We start from the raw sequence: 25936 nt of genomic DNA on the forward strand, positions 1-25936 counted from the left end.
GAATCCGGTCAACATCGCAGGTCATCCGAGGAGACCGACTTGAACGCGACCGCCCGCGCGTGGCGTGGCCTTATCGAGGAATACCGCGACCGGCTTCCGGTGACGGACGCGACGCCGGTCGTCACGCTGCTGGAGGGCGGCACCCCGCTGGTACCCGCCGGCCGGCTGTCCCAGCTGACCGGCTGCGAGGTGTCCCTCAAGGTCGAGGGCGCCAACCCGACGGGGTCGTTCAAGGACCGCGGCATGACGATGGCGATCAGCAAGGCCGCCGAGGAGGGCGCCAAGGCGGTGATCTGCGCCTCGACGGGCAACACCTCGGCGTCCGCCGCCGCGTACGCGGTGCGTGCGGGGATGACCTGCGCGGTCCTCGTCCCCAACGGCAAGATCGCGATGGGGAAGCTGGCCCAGGCGCTGGTGCACGGGGCGCGGCTGCTCCAGGTGGACGGCAACTTCGACGACTGCCTCGAACTGGCGCAGAAACTGTCGGTCGACTATCCGGTGGCCCTCGTCAACTCGGTCAACAAGTACCGGCTGCTCGGCCAGAAGACGGCGGCGTTCGAGATCGTGGACGCGCTCGGCGACGCCCCCGACGTCCACTGCCTGCCCGTCGGCAACGCCGGCAACATCTCCGCGTACTGGATGGGGTACAAGGAGTACGCCGACGACAAGGAGGCGTCCAGGACGCCGCGCATGCTCGGCTTCCAGGCCAGTGGTGCCGCGCCGTTCGTGAAGGGCGAGCCGGTCCTGAAGCCGCAGACCATCGCCACGGCGATCAGGATCGGCAACCCCGCGTCCTGGGACCTCGCCATCACCGCACGGGACGAGTCGGGTGGTGCCATCGCGTCGGTGACCGACAGGCAGATCCTTGCCGCCTACAGGCTTCTCGCCAGGGAAGAAGGGGTCTTCGTAGAGCCCGCCTCTGCGGCGAGTGTCGCGGGCCTTCTGCAGGCGAGTGAGCAGGGCGTCGTCGCGTCCGGTTCCAAGGTGGTCTGCACGGTGACGGGCAACGGCCTCAAGGATCCCGACTGGGCGATCTCCGGCGCGCCCGCGCCGACCGTCATCAAGGTCGACGCGCACTCCGCCGCGTCCGAGCTCGGTCTCACCTGAGGTGGGCTGGACGGAAGGGCCGGTGCGCGTGCAGGCACCGGCGACCAGCGCCAACCTCGGTCCCGGATTCGACTCGCTGGGCCTCGCCCTGGGCCTGCACGACGACGTCGAGGTCGAGGTGACCGGCGGCGGGCTGTCCATCGAGGTGGACGGCGAAGGCGCCGAGGTCGCCGACCGCGGCGAGCGGCATCTCATCGTCAAGGTCCTGCACCGGGCCTTCGACGTGCTGGACGAGCTGGCCGGATCCGGTCCCGCCCGCCCGCCGGGTCTGCGGCTGCGCTGCCGCAACCGGATCCCGCACAGCCGCGGCCTCGGATCGTCGTCCGCCGCGATCGTCGCCGGGATCGTCGCGGCCCGCGCGCTGCATCCGAACGGGAAGCTGCTCGACGACGACGCGGCGCTGCGCCTCGCGACCGATATCGAGGGGCACCCGGACAATGTGGCGCCGTGCCTCGCCGGCGGCCTGACGATCGCCTGGACGGCCGCGGGAGGTCCGCGGCTCGTGCGCCTGGAGTCGCAGGTCACGCAGGTCGTGGCGTACGTTCCCGAGCAGCGGCTGGCGACCGAGCGGGCCCGCGGCCTGCTGCCCGAGTCCGTCCCGCACGGCGAGGCCGCGGCCAATGCCGGACGCGCCGCGCTGCTCGTCGCGGCGCTCACCGGCGGCCTGGACGAGGGAATCCTGCTGGACGCGACGGAGGACCGCCTGCACCAGGATCACCGCGCTCCCGCGATGCCGGAGTCCGCCGCATTGATGGGGCGGCTGCGCGCGGCGGGCGTCCCGGCGGTCATTTCCGGGGCAGGACCTACTGTCCTGGCCTTCACAAGCGCATCACAAGTTGATTCGATGGCTTCCGGAGTGGGTAATGGGTGGCTCAAGCACCCATTGGACGTCGCGACCCGCGGCGCACGCGTCCTGACCGGATGATCACGGTTCCGGCCCTGATGGCGGCGCCAGGGGCGGAGCCGTCGCGTCGCCCCCCGGCCGGTGCGGGTACCGGCCCGAGCCCGCTAGGTAAAATGCGAAGACATCGACCTCTGGGGAATAGCAGTGCGCCCTGGTGATGTTAGGCTGAATGCCGCACCAGATGCCCCGTTCGGGGCAACGTGCTCGTCAGCCGCGCGTCGCCTGTCCGGCCCTCCGGTCGTGTCGGTCCCGCGTACTAGGCTTCCCGACACCGTGACAATCCGTTGTCCGGCATTCCAGCGAAACTTCGGACGTGGCGGTACCGGGAACATACGCGAGCGAACCGCCCCGTCCACCATCTGGCTGTGCCCAGAACACGCCGATCGCGGCCCCACCGTGATCAGCGGAGCCCGTTCCGGCGCCCCCGCCGGGCCGCACCACCGGGTCGACTGGCCGGAAACCGGCCAACGCCCGCGCCCTGGGAAGGACCCTTAGTGAGCGAATCCAGCGAACTCCTTACGGACGCGTCAAGCACGGGACCCGCGGACGCCGCCCCGGCCGACGCGGAGACCGCCGCCCCCCGGCGCCGCCGGTCGGGCACCGGCCTGTCGGCCATGGTGCTCCCCGAGCTCAAGACGCTCGCGTCCAGCCTCGGCATCACCGGTGTCACCGGGATGCGCAAGAGCCAGCTCATCGCCGCCATCCAGGAGAAGCAGGGCGGTCAGGGGCAGGGTTCGGCGGGGGGCGAGCAGGGAGCCGCTGCCGGGACGGGGGCCGCGGCCGAGGCCGGAGCCGCCGCGACCAAGACCGAGCGTCCGCGGCGCAGCCGCGCCGCCGCGGCCAAGCACGAGGTGTCCGACGACCAGGTCACGATCGCCGAGACCCCGCCGGCGGGCGAGCAGCCCGACACGAGCGACAAGCCGGCCGGTGACCAGAGCGACAAGCAGGCGGGCGACCAGTCCGCCCGGCAGGCGGGCGGCAAGACCGCCGAGAAGGCGGCCGACAAGGCCGACAAGGCCGACAGGCAGGACCGTTCCGAGCGCCAGGGCCAGGGCGGCGGCCGGCAGCGGGGCGACAGGCAGGACCGCGGGGGCTCCGAAGGACGCGGCGACCGGCAGGGCCGCGACCGTGACCAGGGCCAGGGCCAGGGCCAGGGCCAGGGCCAGGGCCAGGGCCGCGAGCAGAACACCGAGGACGGCGAGTCCCAGGGCGGGCGCGACGGCGGCCGGGACGGGCGTGAGAACCGTGACGGAGGCCGCGACGGCGGCGGACGCCAGCGCCAGCGCGGCGGCCGCGAGCGCGGCGACCGCGGCGAGCGCGGCGACCGCGGCGAGCGCGGCGACCGCGGCGAGCGCGGCGACCGCGGTGACCAGGGCGGCGGCCGTCAGCGTGGCCAGAACCAGGGCGGCGGAGGCCAGGGCGGCGGCGGCCAGCACGACGACGACGACGGCAGCGGCCGGGGCCGCCGCGGGCGCCGGTTCCGCGAGCGCAACCGCGGCCGCGGCGGCGGCCGCGAGCGTTACGAGGAGCCGGTGCTCACCGAGGACGACGTCCTGATCCCCGTCGCGGGCATCCTCGACATCCTCGACAACTACGCGTTCGTCCGCACGACCGGCTACCTGGCGGGCTCCAACGACGTGTACGTGTCGCTGGCGCAGGTCCGCAAGAACGGGCTGCGCAAGGGCGACGTCATCACGGGCGCGGTCCGCCAGCCCCGCGAGGGGGAGCGGCGCGAGAAGTTCAATGCGCTGGTCCGCCTCGACACGGTCAACGGGATGGAGCCCGAGCAGGCCAAGACCCGCGTCGACTTCGCCAAGCTGACCCCGCTGTACCCGCAGGAGCGGCTGCGGCTGGAGTCCGACCCCGGCATCCTGACGACCCGGATCATCGACCTGGTGTCGCCGATCGGCAAGGGCCAGCGCGGGCTGATCGTGTCGCCGCCCAAGGCCGGCAAGACGATGGTGCTCCAGGCGATCGCCAACGCGATCACCAAGAACAACCCGGAGTGCCACCTGATGGTCGTCCTGGTGGACGAGCGTCCGGAAGAGGTCACCGACATGCAGCGGACGGTGAAGGGCGAGGTCATCCACTCGACCTTCGACCGTCCCGCCGAGGACCACACCACGGTCGCCGAGCTGGCGATCGAGCGCGCCAAGCGGCTCGTCGAGCTGGGCCACGACGTCGTCGTGCTGCTCGACTCGATCACCCGCCTGGGCCGGGCCTACAACCTGGCGGCGCCGGCGTCCGGACGCATCCTGTCCGGTGGTGTCGACTCGACGGCCCTGTACCCGCCCAAGCGGTTCTTCGGCGCCGCGCGCAACATCGAGAACGGCGGCTCGCTGACCATTCTCGCGACCGCGCTGGTGGAGACCGGGTCCCGGATGGACGAGGTCATCTTCGAGGAGTTCAAGGGCACCGGCAACATGGAGCTGAAGCTCAACCGGGCCCTGGCCGACAAGCGCATCTTCCCCGCGGTGGACGTCGACGCGTCCAGCACCCGCAAGGAGGAGATCCTCATGGCCCCCGAGGAACTCCGCGTCGTCTGGCAGCTGCGCCGCGTCCTGCACGCGCTCGACACCCAGCAGGCGCTGGAACTCCTCATCGAGAAGATGAAGGAGACGAAGTCCAACGCCGAGTTCCTCCTCCAGGTCCAGAAGACGACGGTCTCCGACGACCGCTGACCGCCACCGCAACGCCCCCGTCCGGAACCGGACGGGGGCGTCCGCGTCCCCGCTCCGCCAACATCCCGGCCAGAAGACGCCCGAGCGCATTCCCATATCCACAGCGACCCCAGCCACCGCGGCTACCCCGCTACAACCCAGACTGTCGCGATCGCGTCCGAAGGCAGGTTCGAGCTTGCGAGAACCTGATCGCGCAGCGAGCCCCAGGGCGAGCCGAAGCGATGCAGCGATCGCACGCAGTGCCCGCCGAAGGAAGGCGCCCCAGCGCCTGACGCCAAGGGCACTGCAAGAAACTGGTGCTAGCCCCACCGGCGATTGGGCGGTGGACGTCATGTTCCCCCGGCCTCCGGCTCGGCAGGCTTGGACCGTAGGTTGGAACAGGCACGGAGGGACGACGTGGGCGAGCTGAGCAGGAATCCAGGTGGTGGGGGCGCGACCGCGAGCGCCGGCGCCGCGCGGTGGGCGCGCAAGCGATGGGCCGCGGTGATGCAGGTGGGCGGGGAGACCGCGGCGACCGTCGCGGACAGCCCGTGGACGCCGCTCGCCATGGCGAGGTCGTCGTTGACATGGCGTTCGGCGATCTATCTGGCGGCGAGCCTGGCGCTCGGGCTCGGCTGCTTCGTCGGGCTGACCGTCGGGCTCACCCTGTCCCTCGCACTGGTGATCATCTGGGTGGGCCTGCCGATGCTGGCGCTGATGATGATCGCGTGGCGGTGCGTGGCGATGCTGGAGCGGCAGCTCGTGCGGGCGGCGTTCGGCGTGCGCATCCCGAGCCCGTACCGGCGGCTGCCCGAGGGGCGCAACCCGCTGACGAAGCTGAAGGCGATGGCGGCCGACCCCGCCACCTGGAAGGACCTGGTCTACCTCGCTCTGCTGTTCCCCATCACGCTGGTGGAGTTCGTCGTCTCGGCGACGGTCTGGTCGGCGACGGGGATGATGCTGGCCATGCCGGTCATCGTGGCGGTGGACGGCGGCGTAGAGGTCAGCGTCGGCTTCGCTTCGTACTGGGCGGGCAACCCGGTGGAGGCGCTGCCGATCTCGGTCTTCGGGCTGCTCGCCCTGGTGCTGGCGATGTACGTGACGCGGGTGATGGCGATCGGGCATTCCGCCTGGGCGCGGCTGCTGCTCGGATCGAGCGTCTCGCAGGCCGAGAACGTCGAGCTGCGCAAGCGCACGGAGCATCTGCGGGCCAGCCGCGCACGCGGTGTGGACGCGGCGGAGTTCGAACGCCGCCGCATCGAGCGCGATCTGCACGACGGTGCGCAGCAGCGGCTGCTGTCGGTGGCGATGGACATCGGACGGGCCCGCGCCAAGCTCGACGACGACCCCGAGGGCGCGCGGGCGCTCATCGAGCAGGCCCACTCGGGGACCAAGGAGGCGATCTCCGAGCTGCGGGACCTGGCCCGCGGGATCTACCCGGCGATCCTCACCGACCGCGGCCTGGACCCGGCGCTGTCCGGGCTGGCGGGCCGCGCCTCGGTGCCCGTCGAGGTGGACGTCGACCTGCCGGAGCGTCCCCCGGCCGCGGTCGAGAGCATCGCGTACTTCATCGTGGCCGAGTCGCTGGCGAACATCGCCAAGTACGCCCGCGCGACCCGCGCGACCGTCCGGGTGGCCCGCGAGGACCGCTGGGTGGTCGTCGAAGTGATCGACAACGGTGTCGGCGGGGCGGTGGCGCGGCCGGAGGGCGGCCTGGCCGGCCTGGCCGACCGGGCGGCCACGATCGACGGGATGCTCATCGTGGACAGCCCGCCCGGAGGCCCCACGATCGTCCGTGCCGACCTGCCCTGCACCTGGTAGCCCGCACCGAGCGGCCTGCGGCGACCCGCGAGGGTGGCCGCAGGCCCGATAATGGGTGGATGCGGGTAGTGATCGCCGAGGACTCGGTGCTGTTGCGTGAAGGGCTCGTCCGGCTGCTCGATGACGCCGGGATCGAGACGGTGGCGACGGTGGGGGACGGGCCGGGGCTGCTCGGGATCGTCGACGAGCACGCTCCCGACCTCGCCATCGTGGACGTCCGGATGCCGCCGTCGTTCACCGACGAGGGCCTGCGCGCCGCCCTCGCCGTCCGGGAGCGCAGGCCGGGCACGCCGATCCTCGTGTTGTCCCAGTACGTGGAGGAGCGGTACGCGACCGACCTGATCGGAGGCGGCGCCGAGGGGGTCGGCTACCTGCTCAAGGAGCGGGTGGCGGACGTCGCCGAGTTCATCGACGCGGTCCGCCGCATCGCGGAGGGCGGCACGGTCATCGACCCGGAGGTGATCGGCCAGCTGCTGGGCCGCCGCCGCAACGGCGACCCGCTGGAGGTGCTGACCCCGCGCGAGCGGGAGGTGCTGGCGCTGATGGCGCAGGGACGGGCGAACGCCGCCATCGCGGCGGATCTCGTCGTCACCGAGGGCGCCGTGGAGAAGCACATCTCCAACATCTTCATGAAGCTGGATTTGCAGGCGTCCGCGCACGGCGGGCACCGCCGGGTCATGGCGGTGCTGGCCTACCTGGGCCGCGACGCCGGCTGACCGCCCCCGCCCGCCCCGGCGGTCGCGGGCCGTCCGCGCGGCGGGTACGTCCCGGGCAAGATCGGGAATGCCCGGTGACCTCGCCACGTTCAGGTATCTGGCACACTTGGAGCGAGTCGTTCTCATCCGAGGCGTCCCGGCGGACCGGCAGCGCCGACCCCGACCAGGATGCGGACGGTTCGCGCAACCGCTGCGGTACCGGTTCACGCCTCCTGCATCACTCATGGCCCTGTCGGGTGTGATCGGCCATGTGACCCGGAGGCGCCCGGCGACCGCGACAAGCGAGGAGAACCATGAAGCCTGACATCCACCCGAACTACGTCGTCACGACCGTGACGTGTACGTGCGGCAACACCTTCGAGACCCGCAGCACCGCCGAGAACGGCGTGATCCACGCGGACGTGTGCTCGAACTGCCACCCGTTCTACACGGGCAAGCAGAAGATCCTCGACACCGGCGGGCGGGTCGCGCGCTTCGAGCAGCGCTTCGGCAAGAAGAAGGCCGGCAAGTAACGCGAGCGCCGCACACAGCGACCAGGGACGGCCCGGGGAGACCTCGCGAGGTCCCCGGGCCGTTCGGAGTCGGCTTCCGGAGGCCGCCGACGTCGTCGGCAGCGGGGCCCCCGGGGCCGGGACGGGCCAGGACACAGCGTGAATCTCGACGATCTGATCACCGAATACGCGGGCATCGAGGAACGGCTCGCCGACCCGTCCGTCCATGCCGACCAGAACCTGGCGCGCAAGCTGGGCAAGCGCTACGCGGAGCTGCGGCCGATCGTCGAGACGCACCGGGAGCTGGTCTCCACCCAGGACGACCTCGCCGCCGCGCGTGAGCTGGCCGGCGAGGACGCGGCGTTCGCCGCCGAGGCCGGCGATCTGGACAAGCGGCGGGAGGAACTCGAGGAGCGGCTGCGGCATCTTCTCGTTCCGCGCGACCCGAACGACGCCAAGGACGTCATCCTCGAGGTGAAGGCGGGCGAGGGCGGCGAGGAGTCCGCGCTGTTCGCCGGCGACCTCCTGCGGATGTATCTGCGGTACGCCGAACGCGTCGGCTGGAAGACCGAGGTCCTCGACTCCCACCTGTCCGATCTCGGCGGGTACAAGGACGTCACCGTCGCGGTGAAGGCCAAGGGCGCCGCGGAAGAAGGAGTCTGGACGCGGCTGAAGTACGAGGGCGGTGTGCACCGGGTGCAGCGCGTCCCCGCCACCGAGTCGCAGGGACGCATCCACACCAGCGCGGTCGGCGTGCTGGTGACGCCCGAGGCCGAGGACGTCGACGTCCAGGTCGACCCGAACGACCTGCGCGTGGACGTGTACCGCTCGTCCGGTCCCGGCGGGCAGAGCGTCAACACCACCGACTCCGCGGTCCGCATCACGCACATGCCGACCGGTGTCGTCGTCTCGTGCCAGAACGAGAAGAGCCAGCTGCAGAACAAGGAGCAGGCGCTGCGCATCCTGCGGTCGCGGCTGCTGGCGATGGCGCAGGAGGAGGCCGACGCGGCCGCGTCGGCCGAGCGCAAGAGCCAGGTCCGGACGGTGGACCGGTCCGAGCGCGTGCGCACCTACAACTATCCGGAGAACCGGATCTCCGACCACCGGGTCGGCTACAAGGCCTACAACCTCGACCACGTGCTGGACGGCGACCTCCACAACGTCACGCAGGCGCTCGTCGACGCCGACATGGAACGCCGATTGGCCGAAGCGCAAGGATCATGAATCTGCTGCTCGACGAGATCGCCAGGGCGACCGCGCGGCTCGCGGACGCGGGCGCCGCCTCACCCCGCGCGGACGCCGAGGAACTGGCGGCGGCGGTGCACGGGGTGCGGCGCACGGAGCTGCACGGCGTCCCCGACGGCGCGTTCGACGCCAGGTTCTGGGAGTTCGTCGCGCGCCGCGAGGCGGGGGAGCCGCTGCAGCACATCACCGGCCGCGCGTTCTTCCGCTACCTGGAGCTGAAGGTCGGGCCCGGCGTGTTCGTCCCGCGCCCGGAGACCGAGGTGATGGCGGGCTGGGCGCTGGAGACGCTGCGCGACATGGACGTCCGCGACCCCCTCGTCGTCGATCTCGGCACCGGTTCGGCGGCGATCGCGCTGTCGATCGCGCTCGAGGCGCCGCGCTCCCGCGTCCACGCGGTGGAGAAGGACCCCACCGCGTTCGTGCACGCGACCCGCAACATCGAGGAGCTGGACGAGCGGGGACGCGTCCGCCTGCACCTGGGCGACTTCGCCTCCGCGCTCAAGGAGCTGGACGGCACCGTCGACCTGGTCGTCAGCAACCCCCCGTACATTCCGATGAGCGAGTGGGAGTACGTGCCGCGCGACGTCCGCGACCACGATCCCGCCGACGCGCTGTGGGGCGGCGGGGACGACGGCCTGGACCAGATCCGCGTGGTCGAGCGCACCGCCCGCAGGCTGCTGCGCCCCGGCGGATACGCGGCGGTCGAGCACAGCGACCTGCAGGGCAACGGCGTCTACTGGATCTTCGCGGAGGAGCACGGCTGGCGGGACGTCCGCAACCGCCGCGACCTGACCAACCGGGACCGTTTCGTCACCGCCCGCCTGGCCTCCGAGTAGGCCGTATCCTTGGCGGTGCCATTGCAGGACCAGCGCCACGCAGACGGGAAGACGAGCCGACCGTGAGCCGACGTTATGACTGCTCCGATCCGATGGAGCGCACCCGCGGGATAGCCGAGGCCGTGTCCGCGGTGCGGCGCGGGGAACTGATCGTTCTGCCGACCGACACGGTGTACGGCGTCGGCGCGGACGCGTTCACCCCGCCCGCCGTGACGGCGCTGCTGGACGCCAAGGGACGCGGGCGGGAGATGCCCCCGCCGGTCCTGGTCGGGTCGGTGCGGGCCGCGACGGCGCTGGTGGAGGACCTCGGCACCTACGGGCAGGACCTCATCGACGAGTTCTGGCCGGGCGCGCTGACGCTGGTGTGCCGCGCCAATCAGAACCTCCTGTGGGACCTCGGCGAGACCAAGGGGACCGTCGCGGTCCGGATGCCGATGCACGAGCTGACGGTGGAGCTGCTGAAGGAGACCGGCCCGCTGGCCGTCAGCAGCGCGAACCTCAGCGGGCAGACCGCGGCCCGCAACGCCGAGGACGCCGAGAAGATGCTCGGCGACTCGGTCGCGGTGTATCTCGACGGCGGCGCGTCCGGGCATGGCGACCCGTCGACGATCGTGGACCTGACGAGTTCGGTGCCGCGGCTGCTGCGGGTGGGCGCGATCTCCGAGCACAAGATCCGCTCGGTGGTCGGCGTGCTGCTGACCGCCGAGGACGAGGACGAGGACGAGCCGGACGGGTCCGGCCTGGCGGCGGAGCCCGCGGACGCGGCGTCCAGGGTCGACCTGGCCAAGCCTTCCCCGGCCAAGCCTTCCCTCACCAAGGAGGAGGCGCCGGCGGCCCCGGACGCGGAGGCTCAGCGCGTTCCCGGCCCCGCTGAGCCCGCCGACCCCACCGACATCGGCGCGAAGCCTTCGCTCGTCAAGGACGAGTCCGGCGACCACGAGTCCGTCAAGGACGGCGAAAAGCAGCCGGAGAACGGCTGAATGCGGAAGGCCCCGCCGGACCGGGCGGGACCTTCATCGGCACCATGGAGCAAGGGGCTCAGAAAAGCTTGCGGCCCTTGCCGTAGTAGTACTTGCCGGTCTTCTTGTTACGGCCGCACTCCTGCACCCAAAGGTGGCTGCTGTAGCTCGACCGCGTGCTGATGCTGACGGTGGCCTTGCCGTCGTAGTGGTACTTCGCGCCGCCGGACGTCACGCCGATGATCTTGTGGCGCGACCAGTAGCGCTTGCTGCCCTCGGTGAACAGGAACCGCACGCAGGCGGTCCAGCCGTTCTTCCCTCCGTCGCGGAGGTAGCCCTTCACGTAGGTGGTGCCGCCGCTGCGGCTGTAGGTGCCCCACGCGCTGACATTTCCGTAGGAGTTGTACGGCGCCCACTTCTTCGCGGCCGCTTCGGCGGGGGTGCCGACGACGGCCATGCCGGCCATGAGGGTGCCGGCAGACAGGGCTATGGCAGCGAATCGCCGCATAGGTCCCTCCATCCTTCAGACTCTGGGGGGTTATCGCCGGATAACCTAGCAGGATCGGCAAGATCATCTTTATGCGGAATTTAGAGCCGACCAGGGGAGGTCGAAAACGGTGGTCCGGCGAACCGATTCGGCTCCGGCGGCGTCCAATGGTCCGGGAAGCCGTCCGCGCACCCGCGTCCTTCATGACAAAGGTCACAGCGGCTGTCCCGGCCGGAAGTGGCACGTAGCCTGGCGAAGGTATCGACGTCGTTGCGCCGACAGAGCGCCGGCAACGGTGAAACTATGCCTGACGTGCGTGGCCGTGTCCGGGGGCCCGCGATCGCCGCGGGCGTGCTGCTGCTGATCGTCGTCCTGGTGCTGCCCGCCCGCGCCGCCGCCTCGCCCCGTGGCACGGACACGACGGACACCTCGGACACCGGCGGGACGCACGGCACCGGCGGGACCGTGGAGCCCGCCCCCGCCGTCTCCGGGGCCGTGCCGCCGCCGGAGACCGCCACCGGGGAACTCGCGGAGAGCATCGCGACCTACGACGTCGTCCTCGCCATCGGCGTCGACGGCGTACTGCGCGTCCGGGAGACGATCACCTACGACTTCGACGAGTCCGGGCGGCACGGGATCGTCCGGCCCGTGCCGTTCCGCAGCGGCGACCGGGTGTACGAGGTGCGCGGCATCAGGACCAGCTCGTCGACGGGCGCGCCGTCCCGGGCCGAGACGACGCGGCTGCTGAACGACGTGCAGATCAGCGTCGGCGGACGGCAGCGCGAGGTCCGCGGACGGCAGGCCTACGTGATCGAGTACGAGATGGCGGGGGTCTTCACGCCCCGCGAGGACCACGACGAACTGGTCTGGGCCGCGCTCGGCAGGAGCTGGGACGTCCCGATCAGGAACGCGGCGGTCCGGGTGGAGGCGCCGGCGCCGCCGCGGCTGGCGAGCTGCCAGGCCGGCGCGCCCGGCGCGACGACCCGGTGCCTGCGCGACCGCGACGGCCCCTACGCCGTCGAGTTCATCCAGCGCGCCCTCGCCCCGCACGAGGGCATGGAGATCCGGGTCGAGCTGCCCAAGCGCGCGATCGCCGTCCCCCCTCCGCGGTACCTGCCGCCGCGCTGGGCAGGCGACTGGCCGGGGACCGCGCTGCTCGCGCTGTCCCTCGGGATGGTGGCGCTGCTGCCCCGCCGCCCCGCGCCGCGCCGGCGGACCGGGGCGGCCCTGGTCGCGGCCGGTGCGCTGCTGGTGCTCGCCGACGCGGGCGACGACGTCGCGGCGCACGGGCTGTGGGCGTTCTCGCTGGGGGACAGGTGTCTCGCCGGCCTCGCACTCCTGACCGCCGGGGCCGGGGTGATGTGCCTCCACCGGTTCTGGGCCGATCATGGGACCCGGCGCAGGCCGATCGTCTGACTCGGCGCCGGCCGACCGTGTGACCCGGCGTAAGGCGGCGCGGATGGGCGCCGGGAGGAATACAGTTGATCGGTCGCGATCGTGAACAGATCGTCCCGGTGAGCCGTCTATCAGGGTGACGGCGTCCGGGATGCGCCGGCCCCGGATGTGAGGGGCGCGGCGTACGGGGCAGTCATCCGTCCAGACGGTGATCGGTGAGGAGGCGCGGGGAGTGCGGGAATACCTGCTCGCCATCCTGGTCGCCGCGCTGGTCGCCTACCTGCTGACCCCGCTGGTGCGCAGGTTCGCGGTCTGGTTCGGGGCGCAGGCCGTTCCGCGCGAGCGCGACGTGCACGTCATCCCGACGCCCCGGCTGGGCGGCCTCGCGATGTTCGGCGGGATGGTGGCGGCGCTGGTGGTGGCGACCGGGCTGCCGGAGATGCGCAAGGTCCTCGCGGACGGCGACGTCAGCGTCGCCAAAGCCCTGCTGCTTTCGGGCGGGCTGATGGTGCTGATCGGCATCGCCGACGACCGCTGGGAGGTGGACGCGCTCACCAAGTTCGCCGGTCAGGTCGCGGCCGCCGGGATCTTCATCATGCAGGGCATCCAGATCTACGTGATCCCGCTGCCCACGGGCGAGTCGCTGTCGCTGCCGCCCGCCTACGGGGTGCCGCTGACCGTCCTGGTGGTGGTGGCGACGATCAACGCGGTCAACTTCATCGACGGGCTGGACGGGCTGGCCGCGGGCGTCGTCGGGATCGCCGCGCTGGCGCTGTTCTCCTACGCCTACCTGCTGTCGCGGACGAACGGGATGACCACCCTGACCGGCGCGACGCTCATCGCCGCGGTGCTGTTCGGGATGTGCGCGGGCTTCCTGCCGCACAACTTCAGCCCCGCCAAGATCTTCATGGGCGACACCGGCTCGATGCTGATCGGGCTGCTGCTCAGCGCGTCCACGATCATGCTGACCGGGCAGTTCGACCCGGCCATCCTCGCCAACGGGCTGTTCCCGTTCTTCGTCCCGGTGCTGCTGATCCCGGCGGTGGCCGCGGTCCCGTTCATCGACATGCTGCTCGCCGTGTGGCGGCGTACGAACCAGGGCAAGTCGCCGTTCGCCCCCGACAAGCAGCACCTGCACCACCGGCTGCTGCAGCTCGGCCACTCCACCCGCCGCGCCGTGCTGATCATGTACTTCTGGGTCGGGCTGCTGGCCTCCGGGCTGGTCGGGCTGGCGCTGTTCGACGCCGCCTGGGTCACTCTCGGCGTCACGCTGATCGTGGCGACCGCCGGTGTCGTGCTGGTGATCCGCAAGCCCCGCCGCCGCAAGCACGGCGCCGCGTCCGCCGGTGACCAGGCCGCCGAGCGGCCGCCCATGCGCGTCTGAGGAGCGGTCCCCGAACCGGCCCGGCGAGGGCCCTGCCTGCGGATACGATGTGTCCGTCCGGTAGGCTCCGCCGCCCGGGCGCCCGCGGCCGCTGCGTGGAGGGCGGTCCGCACGACCCGGAATCGCGTTACCTCTAGGGTAATTGTGGACAATCCGGACGCTTGTGATACCTTTCACGAACAGAAAACGACCACCCAACGTGACCAGCCGGAGCCCTCATGCAATCCAACGACGCCCGGATGCTCCGCGGCGCCGCGATCCCGGCGTCCGTCGCCGGGGTGGGTGCCGTCCTGATCGGCCTGCTGGCCGCCGGCTCCAAGGGCGCCCTCGCGGCGGCGCTGGCCACCGTCGTGGTGATCGCCTTCTTCTCGATCAGCGCGCTCGTCGTCTCGTGGGCCGGAAAGATCTCGCCGCAGACGATGATGCTCGCCGCGCTCGCGAGCTATCTGGTGAAGATCCTCGCGGTGATGGTGCTGGTCACGATCATGGACGGCGTCACGATCTGGGACACCAAGGTCTTCGGCTGGACGGTCATCGGGCTCGCGCTGCTCTGGATCGCCGCCGAGTTCCGAGTCGCCCTGCAGCAGAGGTCCTACATTGACGAAACCGAGAACGTCCAGCTGGACCGGAGTCCGTGATGCGCACGTCACGGAAGGTGATGTCCCCGGCGGGCTACTCCAATATGACCACCGAGTGCATGGCCTGCTATCGTCCGAGGCGCGATGAGCGAGCAGAAACGTCGGCCGGAGGACGGCCAACGGGAATTCGCCGATGTCGCCTGGTCCGTCCCCGGCTACCTGCTCTCCGGAATCATCATCTGGGGCGGTCTGGGATGGCTGCTGGCCAACTGGACGGGGCAGGACTGGCTGATCCCGATCGGTGTGGTCATCGGCGTCGGGCTCGCCACCTACCTGGTCTACCTGCAGTTCGGCCGCCACACCTCCTGAGCGGCCCCGCCGCCGAGGAAGCGCCCGTGACACATCACCACATTGATGAAGGGAACGCCGCGTGAACGCGCAGACGGTCCTCGCCGCTCCCGGAGGGGGGGAGTTCCAGGCCCCTGGCCCGGAACTGTTCGACTTCCCGCCCCTGTTCGCAGGCGGCCCCGAGTGGCTCACCAAGCCGGTAGTCTTCGCCGTCTTCGGCTCGCTGCTCGTCTGCGGCCTGTTCTGGATGGCGTTCGCCAAGCCGAAGCTGGTGCCGCGGGGCATGCAGAACATCGGCGAGGTCGGCTACATGTTCGTGCGGGACGAGATCGCCCGCCCGTTCCTCGGCAAGAACACCGACCGGTGGATGCCGCTGCTGATGTCCCTGTTCTTCCTGATCTGGATCTGGAACATCTTCGCGGTCGTCCCGGTCATCCAGTTCCCGATCGCCTCGCACATCGCGTTCCCGGCCGTGCTGGCGATCATCGTCTACGTCACCAAGGTGTACCTGGGCATGAAGCACCAGGGCCCGGTGAAGTACTTCACGAACATGATCCCGCCCGGACTGCCGCTGCCGGTCTACTTCCTGCTGGTGCCGATCGAGTACCTGTCGACGCTGATCCTGGCGCCGTTCACGCACGCCGTCCGGCTCTTCGCGAACATGTTCGCCGGCCACACGATCATCGCCTTCTTCAGCCTCGTCGGCTTCTGGTTCCTGATCGAGAAGCCCACCTTCGCCGGGTTCGGCGTCGGCCTCATCGGCGTGGTCGTCACGATCGTCATGGTCGCGTTCGAGCTGCTGATCCAGTTCCTGCAGGCGTTCCTGTTCGCGATGCTCGCCGCCATGTACATCCAGAGCGGCCTGGAGGCCGAGCACTAGAGCCCCGGGTTCGCGGCGCCACCCCGGGCGCCGGGCCCGGACTGAACCACCATCGTTCAGCTAGACCGGCGGACGCTCCGCCGGCCGACAGAAAAGGAAAGATCAATGGGAGATCTCGCCGAGGTCAGCGGTAACGTCACCTCGATCGGATACGGTCTCGCGGCCATCGGCCCGGGCATCGGCGTCGGCATCATCTTCGGTCAGGGCGTGAACGCGATCGCCCGCCAGCCGGAGCTGACCGGCGTCATCCGCACCAACATGATGCTGGGCTTCGTCCTCACCGAGGCGCTGGCGCTGATCGGCCTGGTCGCGCCGTTCATCTTCCAGGGCATCTGAGCACGGGTCTCATCTGAGGAAGGGCTGCAGACATGATCAAAGCAGCTTCCGTCCTAGCGGCGGAGGAGAACAACCCTCTCGTCCCGCACGCGTACGAGCTCGTCGTCGGCACCTTCGCGTTCCTCGTCGTGATGATCGTCCTGGGCAAGATCCTCGTCCCGCGGATCCAGAAGACGCTGGAGGAGCGGACCGACGCGATCGAAGGCGGGCTCCAGCGGGCAGAGGAAGCCCAGAAGAAGGCCCAGCAGGTCCTCGACGACCACAAGGCGCAGCAGAAGGCGGCCGCCGTCGAGGCGTCCAACGAGCGCCGCAAGGCCGAGGAGCAGGGCGCGCAGATCATCGCCCAGGCCAAGGAGCAGGCCCAGGTCGAGGCGCGCCGGATCGTCGACAACGCCAAGGCGCAGATCGAGGCGGAGCGGCAGCAGGCGCTGCAGTCGCTGCGGGCCGAGATCGGTGCCATGTCGGTCGAGCTCGCCGGACGTGTCGTGGGCGAGTCCCTTGAGGACAGCGCGCGGCAGAGCCGGGTGGTCGACCGGTTCCTCGAGGAGCTCGAGGAGCGCGCTCGCACGCAGGAGCAGATCACATCATGACCATCACGGGAGCGGTGAGCAGGGCGTCGCTGGCCGAGGCCAAGGAGCGGTTCGAGGCGGTCGTCCCGTCCGCCGACCTGGCCGCGCTCGGCGGCGACCTGTTCTCGGTGCTGCACCTGATCGACCGCGAGCACGGCCTGCGGCGGGCGGTCTCCGACCCGGCGCGGGACGGTGCCGACAAGGCGCAGCTCGCCCAGATCCTGCTGGAGGGCAAGGTGTCGCCGGCCGCTCTCGGGCTGGTCGCCGACGTCGTCCGGCTGCGCTGGTCCAAGCCGTCGGAGCTGTCGGACGCGGTGGAGGTCCTGGCGGTCACCGCCGAGGCCGCCCGAGCCGAGGCCGACCGGCAGATCGACGACCTGGAGGACGAGCTCTTCCGGTTCTCCCGGGTCGTCGAGGGGGAGCCCGCCCTGCGCGGCGCCCTGGCCGGACGGGGCCTGCCGGACGACCGCAAGCTCGGCGTGGTCCAGGCGCTGCTGGACGGCAAGGTCACCCCGGCGGCGCTGACACTCGTCACCGAGGTCGTGCTGCGTCCGCGAGGACGTAGCCTGGAAGGCGGGCTGGCGGAGTACGGCAAGCTCGTCGCCCAGCGCCGGCAGCGGATGGTCGCCCTCGTCCGCACGCCGACCGAGCTCTCGGCGGCGCAGCGGACCCGGCTCGCCGCGGTGCTCGCCGCCGCCTACGGCCACGAAGTACACCTGAACATCGAGGTCGACTCCTCGGCGATCGGCGGACTGTCGATCGAGATCGGGGACGAGATCATCGACGGCACGATCGCCGGACGGCTGGACGATGTCCGCCGGCGGCTCGGCGCCGGCTGACGCCGGCGGAGCCGACCGCCGACCGGCGGAGCTGACCCCAAAGGGAGCAAGAGAGGAATCATGGCGGAGCTGACGATCCGTCCGGATGAGATCCGGAACGCGCTGGAGCGCTTCGTCCAGTCGTACGAGCCCGAGGCCGCCGCGCGCGAAGAGGTCGGCACCGTCGTCGATTCCGGCGACGGCATCGCCCACATCGAGGGCCTGCCCTCCGCGATGGCGAACGAACTCATCGAGTTCGAGGACGGTACCCGTGGCCTGGCTCTGAACCTGGACGTGCGCGAGATCGGTGCCGTTGTCCTGGGTGACTTCAGCAAGATCGAGGAGGGCCAGAAGGCCCGCCGCACCGGCGAGGTCCTCTCGGCCCCCGTCGGCGACGGCTTCCTCGGTCGTGTCGTGGACGCGCTGGGCAACCCCCTGGACGGCCAGGGCCCGATCGAGAGCACCGAGCGCCGCGCGCTCGAACTGCAGGCCCCCACCGTCGTGCAGCGGCAGTCGGTCAGTGAGCCGCTGCAGACCGGCATCAAGGCCATCGACGCGATGACCCCGATCGGCCGCGGCCAGCGACAGCTGATCATCGGTGACCGGCAGACCGGCAAGACGACGGTCTGCGTGGACACCATCATCAACCAGAAGGAGAACTGGGAGTCCGGCGACGAGAGCAAGCAGGTCCGCTGCATCTACGTCGCGATCGGGCAGAAGGGCTCCACGATCGCCAACGTGCGCCAGTCTCTGGAAGAGGCCGGCGCGCTGGAGTACACCACGATCGTGGCGGCCCCCGCGTCGGAGCCGGCGGGCTACAAGTACATCGCCCCCTACACCGGGTCCGCGATCGGGCAGCACTGGATGTACCAGGGCAAGCACGTCCTGATCGTCTTCGACGACCTGTCGAAGCAGGCCGAGGCCTACCGCGCCGTGTCGCTGCTGCTGCGCCGCCCGCCGGGCCGCGAGGCCTACCCCGGTGACGTGTTCTACCTGCACTCGCGGCTGCTGGAGCGCTGCGCGAAGCTGTCGGACGACATGGGCGGCGGCTCGATGACGGGTCTGCCGATCATCGAGACCAAGGGCAACGACGTGTCGGCCTACATCCCGACGAACGTCATCTCCATCACCGACGGGCAGTGCTTCCTGGAGACTGACCTGTTCAACCAGGGCGTCCGGCCGGCGATCAACGTCGGCATCTCGGTGTCCCGGGTCGGCGGTGACGCGCAGGTCAAGGCGATGAAGACGGTCGCCGGAACGCTGCGCCTGGCGCTGTCGCAGTTCCGCGACCTGGAGGCGTTCGCGGCGTTCGCGTCCGACCTGGACGCCGCCTCGCGGTCCCAGCTGGACCGCGGTGCGCGCCTGGTCGAGCTGCTGAAGCAGCCGCAGGGCAACCCGTTCCCGGTCGAGCAGGAGGTCGTGTCCGTGTGGTCGGGCACCTCCGGGGAGCTGGACGATGTGCCCGTGGCCGACATCCGCCGCTTCGAGCGCGAGTTCCTCGACTACATGGAGCGGGAGGAGAGCGGCATGCTGACCTCCATCCGGGAGACCGGCAAGCTGTCCGAGGACGGCTTCGCCAGCCTCAGGACCGCCATGGCGGCCTTCAAGAAGGGCTTCCAGACCAGCGAGGGCGAGATCCTGGCGGAGGAGCCCGTCGAGGCGATCGCGGATGAGGACGTCGGCCAGGAGACGATCACCCGCGTCAAGAAGGACTGACGGCGATGGCCGCACAGCTTCGCCAACTCCGGCAGCGGATCAAGTCGGTCAAGTCGACCGCCAAGATCACGCGCGCCCAGGAGATGATCGCCACGTCGCGGATCGTCAAGGCCCAGCAGGCGGTGACGGCGTCCAAGCCGTACGCCGACCAGATCACGCAGGCCTTGACCGCGCTGGTGAGCCACCATGTCGGTATCGACCATCCGCTGCTGCAGGAGCAGCCGGCCGACACCCGCAGCGCCGTCCTGATCATCACGAGCGACCGCGGATTCTGCGGCGCCTACAACGCCAACGTGATCCGCGAGGCCGAGTCGCTGATCAAGGCGCTGCGGGACGAGGGCCGCGAGCCGGTCCCGTACGTCGTCGGCAACAAGGGCATCACCTGGTACCGGTTCCGGGACCGGGACGTCGCGCAGACCTGGAACGGGTTCAGCGACCGGCCGGCCTTCGGCAACGCCGAGGAGATCGGGCAGCGGCTGACGGAGGACTTCCTGAAGACCGACGCCGAGGGCGGCGTCGGTGAGATCCACGTGGTCTACACCGAGTTCGTCTCGATGCTGACCCAGACCGTCCGGGTCACCCGGCTGATGCCGCTGGAGATCGAGGAGGCCGAGTCCTCCAAGGTCCCGCCGGCGTACGAGTTCGAGCCGTCCGCGCAGGCGGCGCTCGACCTGATGCTGCCCAACTACATCGAGAGCCGCATCTTTCACATGATGCTGCAGTCGGCGGCGGCGTTCCAGGCGGCGGTCCGGCGGGCCATGAAGTCGGCGACCGACAATGCCAACGAACTGCTCGGGGTCTACACGCGCCAGATGAACCAGGCGCGGCAGGCCGCGATCACCCAGGAAATCAGCGAGATCGTCGGTGGCGCTGACGCGCTCGCCGAGTCTGGTGGGGAGTGATAATGACTGCTCAGGTAGAGACGGCGACCGCGACCGGGCGCGTCGCCCGGGTCATCGGCCCGGTCGTCGACGTGGAGTTCCCCGCCGACGCCATTCCGGAGATCTACAACGCCCTCAACGCGGAGATCGCGCTCGGCGGCGAGGAGAAGACCCTGACGTTCGAGGTCGCCCAGCACCTCGGCGACAACATGATCAGGGCGATCTCGATGCAGCCGACGGACGGCTTGGTCCGCGGCGCGCCGGTGGTCGACACCGGCAAGTCGATCGCGGTGCCGGTCGGCGACATCACCAAGGGCCACGTGTGGAACGCCCTGGGCGAGGCGCTGGACGTTCCCACGGCCTCCCTGGAGGTCAACGAGCGCTGGGGCATCCACCGCAGCGCTCCGCCGTTCGACCAGCTGGAGTCCAAGACCGAGATCCTGGAAACCGGCATCAAGGTCATCGACCTGCTCGCCCCGTACGTCAAGGGCGGCAAGATCGGCCTGTTCGGCGGCGCGGGCGTGGGCAAGACGGTCCTCATCCAGGAGATGATCCGCCGTGTCGCCCGCAACTTCGGTGGCACCTCGGTGTTCGCCGGCGTCGGTGAGCGCACCCGTGAGGGCAACGACCTCTGGGTGGAGATGGCCGAGGCGGACGTCCTCAAGGACACCGCGATGGTGTTCGGCCAGATGGACGAGCCGCCGGGCACCCGGCTGCGGGTGGCGCTGTCCGCGCTGACGATGGCGGAGTACTTCCGCGACGTGCAGAACCAGGACGTGCTGCTGTTCATCGACAACATCTTCCGGTTCACGCAGGCCGGCTCGGAGGTCTCCACGCTGCTCGGGCGCATGCCGTCCGCGGTGGGGTACCAGCCGACGCTGGCCGACGAGATGGGCGTGCTGCAGGAGCGGATCACCTCGACGCGCGGTAACTCGATCACCTCGATGCAGGCGATCTACGTGCCCGCCGACGACATCACCGACCCGGCGCCGCACACCACGTTCGCGCACCTGGACGCCACCACGACGCTGTCGCGGGCCATCTCGGAGAAGGGCATCTTCCCGGCGGTCGACCCGCTCGACTCCACCTCGCGGATCATGGACCCGCAGATCCTGGGGACCGAGCACTACGAGGTCGCGCAGGAGGTGAAGCGGATCCTGCAGAAGTACAAGGAGCTGCAGGACATCATCGCGATCCTCGGTATCGACGAGCTGTCCGAGGAGGACAAGGTCACCGTCCAGCGGGCGCGGCGCATCGAGCGTTTCCTGTCGCACCCGATGTACGTGGCCGAGCAGTTCACCGGCCAGCCCGGTGAGACGGTCTCCAAGGACGAGACGGTCTCCTCGTTCAAGTCGCTGGCCGAGGGCAAGTACGACCACCTGCCCGAGCAGGCGTTCTTCATGTGCGGTGGCATCGAGGACGTCGAGAAGAAGGCCAAGGAGCTGGAGAGGTAGTCCGCTCCGGCGGGGCCGTCCCATCACGGGGGCGGCCCCGCTTCAGCTACTCGGAGGAACTGACGTGGCAAACCTGAAGGTCGGGCTGGTGTCGCCGGAGCGCGAGATCTGGTCCGGCGACGCCAAGATGGTGGTCGCGCAGACCATCGAGGGTTCACTTGGCATCCTCCCGGGCCATGCCCCGGTACTGGGCGTCCTCCTCGACGGCAGCGTGGTGAAGATCGACCCCGCCGACGGCGGCGAGACGATCACCGCGATGGTCGGCAGCGGCTTCTTCTCCGTCGCGGCCAACGAAGTGTCGGTGCTGGCCGAGCAGGCCGAGCTGGGCGGGGAGATCGACGTCCAGGAGGCCAGGCGGGCGCTGGAGGACGCGCTCGGCGCCGAGAGCGAGGACGCGACGCCGGAGCGGCGGGCCCGCGCGCGGTTGCGCGCGGCGGGCATCGAAGCCTAGGCGACGGCGGGGGACTTGGCCGAGCAGCTGGCACTGGACGCGGGCGGGGTGCTCGCCGCGCTCGTCCTGGTGGCTGCGCTGCTGTACGTCTCCATGGCGGTCCGCCGCCGGCTGTTCGCGCGGGGCGGCGGCGCCGTCGAGTGCAGCCTGCGGGTGCTGCACCCGGAGGGCGGAGCCCCGGGAGTGTGGCGCCTCGGCATCGGCCGCTACAAGGGCGACGCCCTGCACTGGCACCGTGTGTTCGGATTCCGCAGCAGGCCCCGGCAGGTGATTCACCGCCGGGGCCTCTCCGTGACCAACCGGCGCGAGCCGGATCCGGACGAGGCCGATGGGCTGCTGCCGGACGTGAGCATCATCGAGGTCAGGGACGGTGACCTGACCGTGGAGCTGGCGATGGGCGCTTCGGCCATGACCGGCTTTCTCGCCTGGCTGGAGGCGGCCCCGCCGGGTTTCCCCGTGGAACTGCACCCTCCGGAGTGAGCCTCCTGGATCGAGCCGGTCCTGGGAATGTGCTGGTCTCGGGCATGAGCTGGTAAGGCGCCGGTATCGAATCGGCGTGGCGGCCGCGCCGCTCGTTGAGGCGGACGGGGCACTGGAGCAGGATCGCTGCTGGTCCGCTCCGTCTCCGTCTCCGTCCGCAGGAGTGCACGTGCGCAAGCTGCTCACCGGTGCCGCCGTGGCGCTGCCCGCCGCCTTTCTGCCGGCGGCGTTCCTTCCGTCGGTGCTGCCCGCCGCGGGCGCCGCGCCGGCACGTCCCGACCTGGCCAAGCTCGTCACGTCGAAGGACGTCGAGGCCCATCTGAAGGCGTTCCAGGAGATCGCCGACTTCAACGGCGGTGACCGCGCCGCGGGGAGCCCCGGCTACGGCGTCTCCGTGAAGTACGTCGCGGGACGGCTGAAGAAGGCCGGGTTCTCGCCGAAGATCCAGAAGTTCTCCTACCCGTACTGGCGGGAGAAGTCGGGCGCGGTGCTGGCCCGGACGGCGCCGTCCAAGAAGTCCTACAAGCGGGGCGAGGACTTCGTCACGCTCGCCTACTCGGGCTCGGGCGACGTGACCGCGCCCGTGGTCGCCGTCGACATCCCGGCCAAGGGCAAGGAGGGGACGAGCGGCTGCGGGAAGAAGGACTTCAAGGGCTTCGAGAAGGGCTCGATCGCGCTCGTCCAGCGCGGTGCCTGCACGTTCGAGACCAAGGCCGCCAGGGCAAGGTCCGCCGGAGCGGCCGCCGTGGTGATCTACAACAAGCCCGGCGCGAAGGGTCCCGTGAACGGCACGGTCACCAAGCCGTCCAAGATCCCGGTCGTCGGTCCCACCCACGCGATGGGCGCCGCGCTGGCGAAGGAAGCGAAGAAGGGCAAGCTCAAGCTGCACGTGAAGACCGACACCGTGCACGGGAAGCGGTCGTCGTCCAACGTCATCGCCGAGACCGACCGGGGACGGGACGACAACGTGGTGCTGCTCGGCGCGCACCTCGACAGCGTCCCGGAAGGCCCCGGGATCAACGACAACGGGACCGGCGCGGCCGCGCTCCTCGCGATCGCCGCCAAGATCGGCGAGCTCGGCAAGGACGGCCTGCGCAACCGGGTGCGTTTCGCCTGGTGGGGCGCCGAGGAGGAGGGGCTGCGCGGCTCGACGCACTACGTGGAGGAGCTGTCCCGCAGGGACCGCGACGCGATCGCCCTGAACCTCAACTTCGACATGCTCGGCTCACGCAACGGCACGCGCGGCGTGTACGACGGTGACCACTCCACCGGCGCGGGCATCCGGGCGCCCGCCGGCTCCGGCGCGATCGAGAAGATGTTCCGGGACTACTTCAAGGGCCGCAAGCTGCCGACGACGCAGAGCGAGTTCAACGGACGTTCCGACTACGGTCCGTTCGTGGAGCACGGCATCGCGGCCGGCGGCATGGACACCGGCGCCGACGGGGTCAAGACCGCCGCGGAGGCCAAGACGTTCGGCGGCAAGGCCGGCAAGGTGTACGACCCGTGCTACCACGCCAAGTGCGACGGGCTGAAGAACGTGCACCTCAAGCTCCTCGACACCAACGTCGACGGGATCGCGCACGTCACCCAGCACCTCGCCCGCACCACCGTCGCGGTCAACGGCGGGGCGCGCATGACGTTGGACCGCGAACCGTCCTACCGGCCCGTCTGGCGAGGCCCCTACCAGCTCCGCTGATCGGCCGGGCGCACGGTGATGCTGCCGTTGTCGGTGTCCAGCCTGACCTGCCGCGAGGACCGGGGGTCCTGCTGGACACCGCTGTCGATCTGTTCGCCGCCGTTGTCGGTGGACGTGGTGATGGCGTAGCCCTGGCCGCTCGGGAGCATGACGCGGATGGAGCCGTTGTCGCTGCTGGCCTGGACGTTCGTGGGCGCCGAGATGAAGCCGAGCTTGAGGCCGCCGTCGCTGGTCCGGGCGGTGACGCGCTCGGCCGCGAGCCCGGCGACGTCGATGGAGCCGTTGCTGGTGTGCAGGTCGGCGGTCTTGACCTGGCCGCTGAGGCGGATGCGCCCGTCCCTGGAGCGGGCCTTCAGCCGGTCGGTGGTGAGGCCGGTCGCGGTGATCGAGCCGTTTTCGCTGTTCAGATCGGTGGTCCCGGCCTGCCCGGAGACGCTCACCGAACCGTCGTTGGAGCTGATGGACGCCGAGGTGGCGCGCATGTCGCTGACTTCGATCGATCCGTTGTCGCTGTGCAGGTCCACCTTCCCGCCGAGGCCGGACGCGACGATCGACCCGTTGCTGTTGTCGATCTCCACGGGGACGTCGCGCGGGATCTGGATCCGGTAGGAGACCCCGCAGTTCGTGAATCCGATCGTGGCGTCGGCGCACTTGGCCGACAGCGTGAGCGCGTCGCCCTCGGTGACGTGCCGGGCGTCCGGCTTGTTCTTCTCGTTGGACCAGCGCAGCCGTTCGCTGACCTTGATGGTGTTGGTGTCTGAGGCCGTGACCTCGACCCGGCTCCCGTCCCCGTTGATCTTCAATGCGCTGATGCCGGCGGGCGCGGTGTAGGAGCGGGTCTCCTCGTGCGTGCCGAAGCTCAGGTTCCCGCAGCCGGTCAGCGCCGCCGCCGCAGCCGCCAGAACCGCCGTAGCCGTCAGGGTCCTCACGTGGTCTCTCCCGATCGTCGCCGTTCACCCGTACGCGACCAGCCTGCTCTGCACGGGGCGTCGTCACCAGGAGGTGAGCCGGTCAGCCGGGGGTGGGGCTACCCCCACCCCGTGCCTTCAGCGTTCCCCGCCGGGCTTCCACAGAACGTCGCCGTGCTCGGCGTTGGCGACGCGGCACAGGATGAACAGCAGGTCGGAGAGCCGGTTGAGGTACGTGGCGGTCAGCGGGTTCACGCCGTCCTCGGCCGCTTCGGGGTCGCCGACGGGGGCGGCGCCGTGGGCCTCGACGGCCGCCCAGGCGGAGCGTTCGGCGCGCCGGGAGACCGTCCGGGCCACGTGCAGCAGCGCCGCGCCGGGGCCTCCGCCCGGGAGGATGAAGCTGCGCAGCGGCGCGAGCGTCTCGTTGTACTCGTCGCAGGCCGCCTCCAGCCGCTCGATGTAGGACGGCTCGACGCGCAGCGGCGGGTACTGCGGGTCGGGGACGACCGGCGCGCACAGGTCGGCGCCCACGTCGAACAGGTCGTTCTGGATGCGGACCAGCAGCGCGGCGACGTCCTCGTCGAGGGAACCGAGCGCGAGCGCCGTCCCGATCGCGGCGTTGGCCTCCTCGACGTCGGCGTAGGCGGCCAGCCGCGGATCGGTCTTCCGGGTACGCGACGCGTCGCCGAGCGCGGTGGTGCCGTCGTCCCCCGTCCGCGTGTAGATCCGGGACAGCACGACGGGGTTATCCCTGTTCTTCGCCATACCGCTCACCCTAGCGCCGCACCGTGCCGGGGCCCCTTCGGTAGGGTTCCA

Annotated in this window: 26 protein-coding genes; 23 read left to right on the forward strand and 3 right to left on the reverse strand. The window is 70.6% G+C overall.

Translation table 11 applies throughout. From position 1 onward, the window contains the following. Positions 1-39: 39 nt before the first annotated feature. The 9 genes from thrC to E1285_RS01500 all read left to right on the forward strand — a co-directional run bounded on the left by thrC (position 40) and on the right by E1285_RS01500 (position 10760). Complete coding sequence (gene thrC, locus E1285_RS01460) at positions 40-1107, forward strand: threonine synthase (RefSeq protein WP_132146860.1); 1068 nt, start codon at positions 40-42, stop codon at positions 1105-1107. A 22-nt stretch (positions 1108-1129) separates the two neighbouring features. Next, positions 1130-2032 (forward strand): homoserine kinase, encoded by a 903-nt coding sequence (thrB, locus tag E1285_RS01465; protein ID WP_243722469.1) that lies wholly within the window; start codon positions 1130-1132, stop codon positions 2030-2032. 473 nt (positions 2033-2505) lie between these two features. After that, the gene (gene rho / locus E1285_RS01470) at positions 2506-4692 is read left to right on the forward strand and encodes a transcription termination factor Rho (RefSeq protein WP_132146866.1); all 2187 of its coding nucleotides are present in this window, start codon (positions 2506-2508) and stop codon (positions 4690-4692) included. 396 nt (positions 4693-5088) lie between these two features. Next, a complete protein-coding gene (locus tag E1285_RS01475; protein ID WP_243722471.1) occupies positions 5089-6492 on the forward strand; it encodes a sensor domain-containing protein in 1404 nt (467 codons plus the stop codon). Between the two features lie 59 nt (positions 6493-6551). Further along, positions 6552-7208 carry a response regulator transcription factor gene (locus E1285_RS01480; RefSeq protein WP_132146869.1) on the forward strand — a complete coding sequence of 219 codons (657 nt, stop codon included), beginning with the start codon at positions 6552-6554 and terminating at the stop codon, positions 7206-7208. Between the two features lie 293 nt (positions 7209-7501). After that, on the forward strand, positions 7502-7720 hold the full coding sequence (rpmE, locus tag E1285_RS01485; protein WP_021598595.1) for a 50S ribosomal protein L31: 219 nt from the start codon (positions 7502-7504) through the stop codon (positions 7718-7720). Positions 7721-7858: 138 nt separating this feature from the next. Next, positions 7859-8923 carry a peptide chain release factor 1 gene (gene prfA / locus E1285_RS01490; protein WP_132146872.1) on the forward strand — a complete coding sequence of 355 codons (1065 nt, stop codon included), beginning with the start codon at positions 7859-7861 and terminating at the stop codon, positions 8921-8923. Then, the gene (prmC, locus tag E1285_RS01495) at positions 8920-9780 is read left to right on the forward strand and encodes a peptide chain release factor N(5)-glutamine methyltransferase (protein ID WP_132146875.1); all 861 of its coding nucleotides are present in this window, start codon (positions 8920-8922) and stop codon (positions 9778-9780) included. The genes prfA and prmC overlap by 4 nt, the downstream gene beginning before the upstream one ends. A gap of 62 nt (positions 9781-9842) precedes the next feature. Beyond that, on the forward strand, positions 9843-10760 hold the full coding sequence (locus E1285_RS01500) for an L-threonylcarbamoyladenylate synthase (RefSeq protein WP_243722473.1): 918 nt from the start codon (positions 9843-9845) through the stop codon (positions 10758-10760). Positions 10761-10818: 58 nt separating this feature from the next. Here the strand turns inward: E1285_RS01500 and E1285_RS01505 are convergent, their stop codons facing one another. After that, on the reverse strand, positions 10819-11247 hold the full coding sequence (locus tag E1285_RS01505; protein WP_132146878.1) for a hypothetical protein: 429 nt from the start codon (positions 11245-11247) through the stop codon (positions 10819-10821). Positions 11248-11529: 282 nt separating this feature from the next. On the opposite strand from E1285_RS01505, the gene E1285_RS01510 reads away from it, so the two are divergent. From E1285_RS01510 to E1285_RS01575, 14 genes are all read left to right on the forward strand, one after another. After that, on the forward strand, positions 11530-12642 hold the full coding sequence (locus E1285_RS01510) for a DUF2207 domain-containing protein (protein ID WP_132146881.1): 1113 nt from the start codon (positions 11530-11532) through the stop codon (positions 12640-12642). A 211-nt stretch (positions 12643-12853) separates the two neighbouring features. Further along, positions 12854-14005 carry an MraY family glycosyltransferase gene (locus E1285_RS01515; protein WP_132147018.1) on the forward strand — a complete coding sequence of 384 codons (1152 nt, stop codon included), beginning with the start codon at positions 12854-12856 and terminating at the stop codon, positions 14003-14005. A 218-nt stretch (positions 14006-14223) separates the two neighbouring features. Further along, positions 14224-14643: a hypothetical protein gene (locus E1285_RS01520; RefSeq protein ID WP_132146884.1), complete on the forward strand. Its 420-nt coding sequence runs from the start codon at positions 14224-14226 to the stop codon at positions 14641-14643. An 84-nt stretch (positions 14644-14727) separates the two neighbouring features. Then, on the forward strand, positions 14728-14952 hold the full coding sequence (locus E1285_RS01525) for a hypothetical protein (protein ID WP_132046054.1): 225 nt from the start codon (positions 14728-14730) through the stop codon (positions 14950-14952). Positions 14953-15013: 61 nt separating this feature from the next. Next, on the forward strand, positions 15014-15811 hold the full coding sequence (gene atpB, locus E1285_RS01530; RefSeq protein WP_132146887.1) for a F0F1 ATP synthase subunit A: 798 nt from the start codon (positions 15014-15016) through the stop codon (positions 15809-15811). Between the two features lie 105 nt (positions 15812-15916). After that, positions 15917-16147 carry an ATP synthase F0 subunit C gene (gene atpE / locus E1285_RS01535; RefSeq protein ID WP_132146890.1) on the forward strand — a complete coding sequence of 77 codons (231 nt, stop codon included), beginning with the start codon at positions 15917-15919 and terminating at the stop codon, positions 16145-16147. 32 nt (positions 16148-16179) lie between these two features. Next, complete coding sequence (locus tag E1285_RS01540; protein WP_132146893.1) at positions 16180-16737, forward strand: F0F1 ATP synthase subunit B; 558 nt, start codon at positions 16180-16182, stop codon at positions 16735-16737. Continuing rightward, a complete protein-coding gene (locus E1285_RS01545) occupies positions 16734-17555 on the forward strand; it encodes a F0F1 ATP synthase subunit delta (protein ID WP_132146896.1) in 822 nt (273 codons plus the stop codon). The genes E1285_RS01540 and E1285_RS01545 overlap by 4 nt, the downstream gene beginning before the upstream one ends. Positions 17556-17615: 60 nt before the next feature. Continuing rightward, a complete protein-coding gene (gene atpA / locus E1285_RS01550; protein WP_132146899.1) occupies positions 17616-19250 on the forward strand; it encodes a F0F1 ATP synthase subunit alpha in 1635 nt (544 codons plus the stop codon). 5 nt (positions 19251-19255) lie between these two features. Continuing rightward, a complete protein-coding gene (locus tag E1285_RS01555; RefSeq protein ID WP_132146902.1) occupies positions 19256-20152 on the forward strand; it encodes a F0F1 ATP synthase subunit gamma in 897 nt (298 codons plus the stop codon). Between the two features lie 2 nt (positions 20153-20154). Beyond that, a complete protein-coding gene (gene atpD, locus E1285_RS01560; protein ID WP_132146905.1) occupies positions 20155-21585 on the forward strand; it encodes a F0F1 ATP synthase subunit beta in 1431 nt (476 codons plus the stop codon). 64 nt (positions 21586-21649) lie between these two features. Next, positions 21650-22036 carry a F0F1 ATP synthase subunit epsilon gene (locus E1285_RS01565; protein WP_132146908.1) on the forward strand — a complete coding sequence of 129 codons (387 nt, stop codon included), beginning with the start codon at positions 21650-21652 and terminating at the stop codon, positions 22034-22036. A gap of 15 nt (positions 22037-22051) precedes the next feature. Next, positions 22052-22516, forward strand: coding sequence for a DUF2550 domain-containing protein (locus tag E1285_RS01570; RefSeq protein ID WP_132146911.1), 465 nt, complete (start codon positions 22052-22054; stop codon positions 22514-22516). Positions 22517-22685: 169 nt separating this feature from the next. Further along, positions 22686-24212: a M20/M25/M40 family metallo-hydrolase gene (locus E1285_RS01575; RefSeq protein WP_132146914.1), complete on the forward strand. Its 1527-nt coding sequence runs from the start codon at positions 22686-22688 to the stop codon at positions 24210-24212. Here E1285_RS01575 and E1285_RS01580 read toward each other — a convergent pair. Together E1285_RS01580 and E1285_RS01585 are read right to left on the reverse strand one after the other, a co-directional pair. Then, positions 24197-25141 carry a DUF4097 family beta strand repeat-containing protein gene (locus E1285_RS01580; protein WP_165966413.1) on the reverse strand — a complete coding sequence of 315 codons (945 nt, stop codon included), beginning with the start codon at positions 25139-25141 and terminating at the stop codon, positions 24197-24199. The two genes, E1285_RS01575 and E1285_RS01580, sit on opposite strands and share 16 nt — an antisense overlap. 117 nt (positions 25142-25258) lie before the next feature. Next, complete coding sequence (locus E1285_RS01585) at positions 25259-25885, reverse strand: cob(I)yrinic acid a,c-diamide adenosyltransferase (RefSeq protein WP_132146919.1); 627 nt, start codon at positions 25883-25885, stop codon at positions 25259-25261. Between the last annotated feature and the right edge of the window lie 51 nt (positions 25886-25936).

Source organism: Actinomadura sp. 7K507 (assembly GCF_004348425.1).
Taxonomy (GTDB): Bacteria; Actinomycetota; Actinomycetes; order Streptosporangiales; family Streptosporangiaceae; genus Spirillospora.

Coding starts and splice junctions, on each gene's coding strand:
- E1285_RS01480 (WP_132146869.1), top strand. CDS start 6,552: ATGCGGGTAGTGATCGCCGAGGACTCGGTGCTGTTGCGTGAAGGGCTC.
- rpmE (WP_021598595.1), top strand. CDS start 7,502: ATGAAGCCTGACATCCACCCGAACTACGTCGTCACGACCGTGACGTGT.
- prmC (WP_132146875.1), top strand. CDS start 8,920: ATGAATCTGCTGCTCGACGAGATCGCCAGGGCGACCGCGCGGCTCGCG.
- E1285_RS01505 (WP_132146878.1), bottom strand. CDS start 11,247: ATGCGGCGATTCGCTGCCATAGCCCTGTCTGCCGGCACCCTCATGGCC.
- E1285_RS01510 (WP_132146881.1), top strand. CDS start 11,530: ATGCCTGACGTGCGTGGCCGTGTCCGGGGGCCCGCGATCGCCGCGGGC.
- E1285_RS01520 (WP_132146884.1), top strand. CDS start 14,224: ATGCAATCCAACGACGCCCGGATGCTCCGCGGCGCCGCGATCCCGGCG.
- E1285_RS01525 (WP_132046054.1), top strand. CDS start 14,728: ATGAGCGAGCAGAAACGTCGGCCGGAGGACGGCCAACGGGAATTCGCC.
- atpE (WP_132146890.1), top strand. CDS start 15,917: ATGGGAGATCTCGCCGAGGTCAGCGGTAACGTCACCTCGATCGGATAC.
- E1285_RS01540 (WP_132146893.1), top strand. CDS start 16,180: ATGATCAAAGCAGCTTCCGTCCTAGCGGCGGAGGAGAACAACCCTCTC.
- E1285_RS01545 (WP_132146896.1), top strand. CDS start 16,734: ATGACCATCACGGGAGCGGTGAGCAGGGCGTCGCTGGCCGAGGCCAAG.
- atpA (WP_132146899.1), top strand. CDS start 17,616: ATGGCGGAGCTGACGATCCGTCCGGATGAGATCCGGAACGCGCTGGAG.
- E1285_RS01555 (WP_132146902.1), top strand. CDS start 19,256: ATGGCCGCACAGCTTCGCCAACTCCGGCAGCGGATCAAGTCGGTCAAG.
- atpD (WP_132146905.1), top strand. CDS start 20,155: ATGACTGCTCAGGTAGAGACGGCGACCGCGACCGGGCGCGTCGCCCGG.
- E1285_RS01585 (WP_132146919.1), bottom strand. CDS start 25,885: ATGGCGAAGAACAGGGATAACCCCGTCGTGCTGTCCCGGATCTACACG.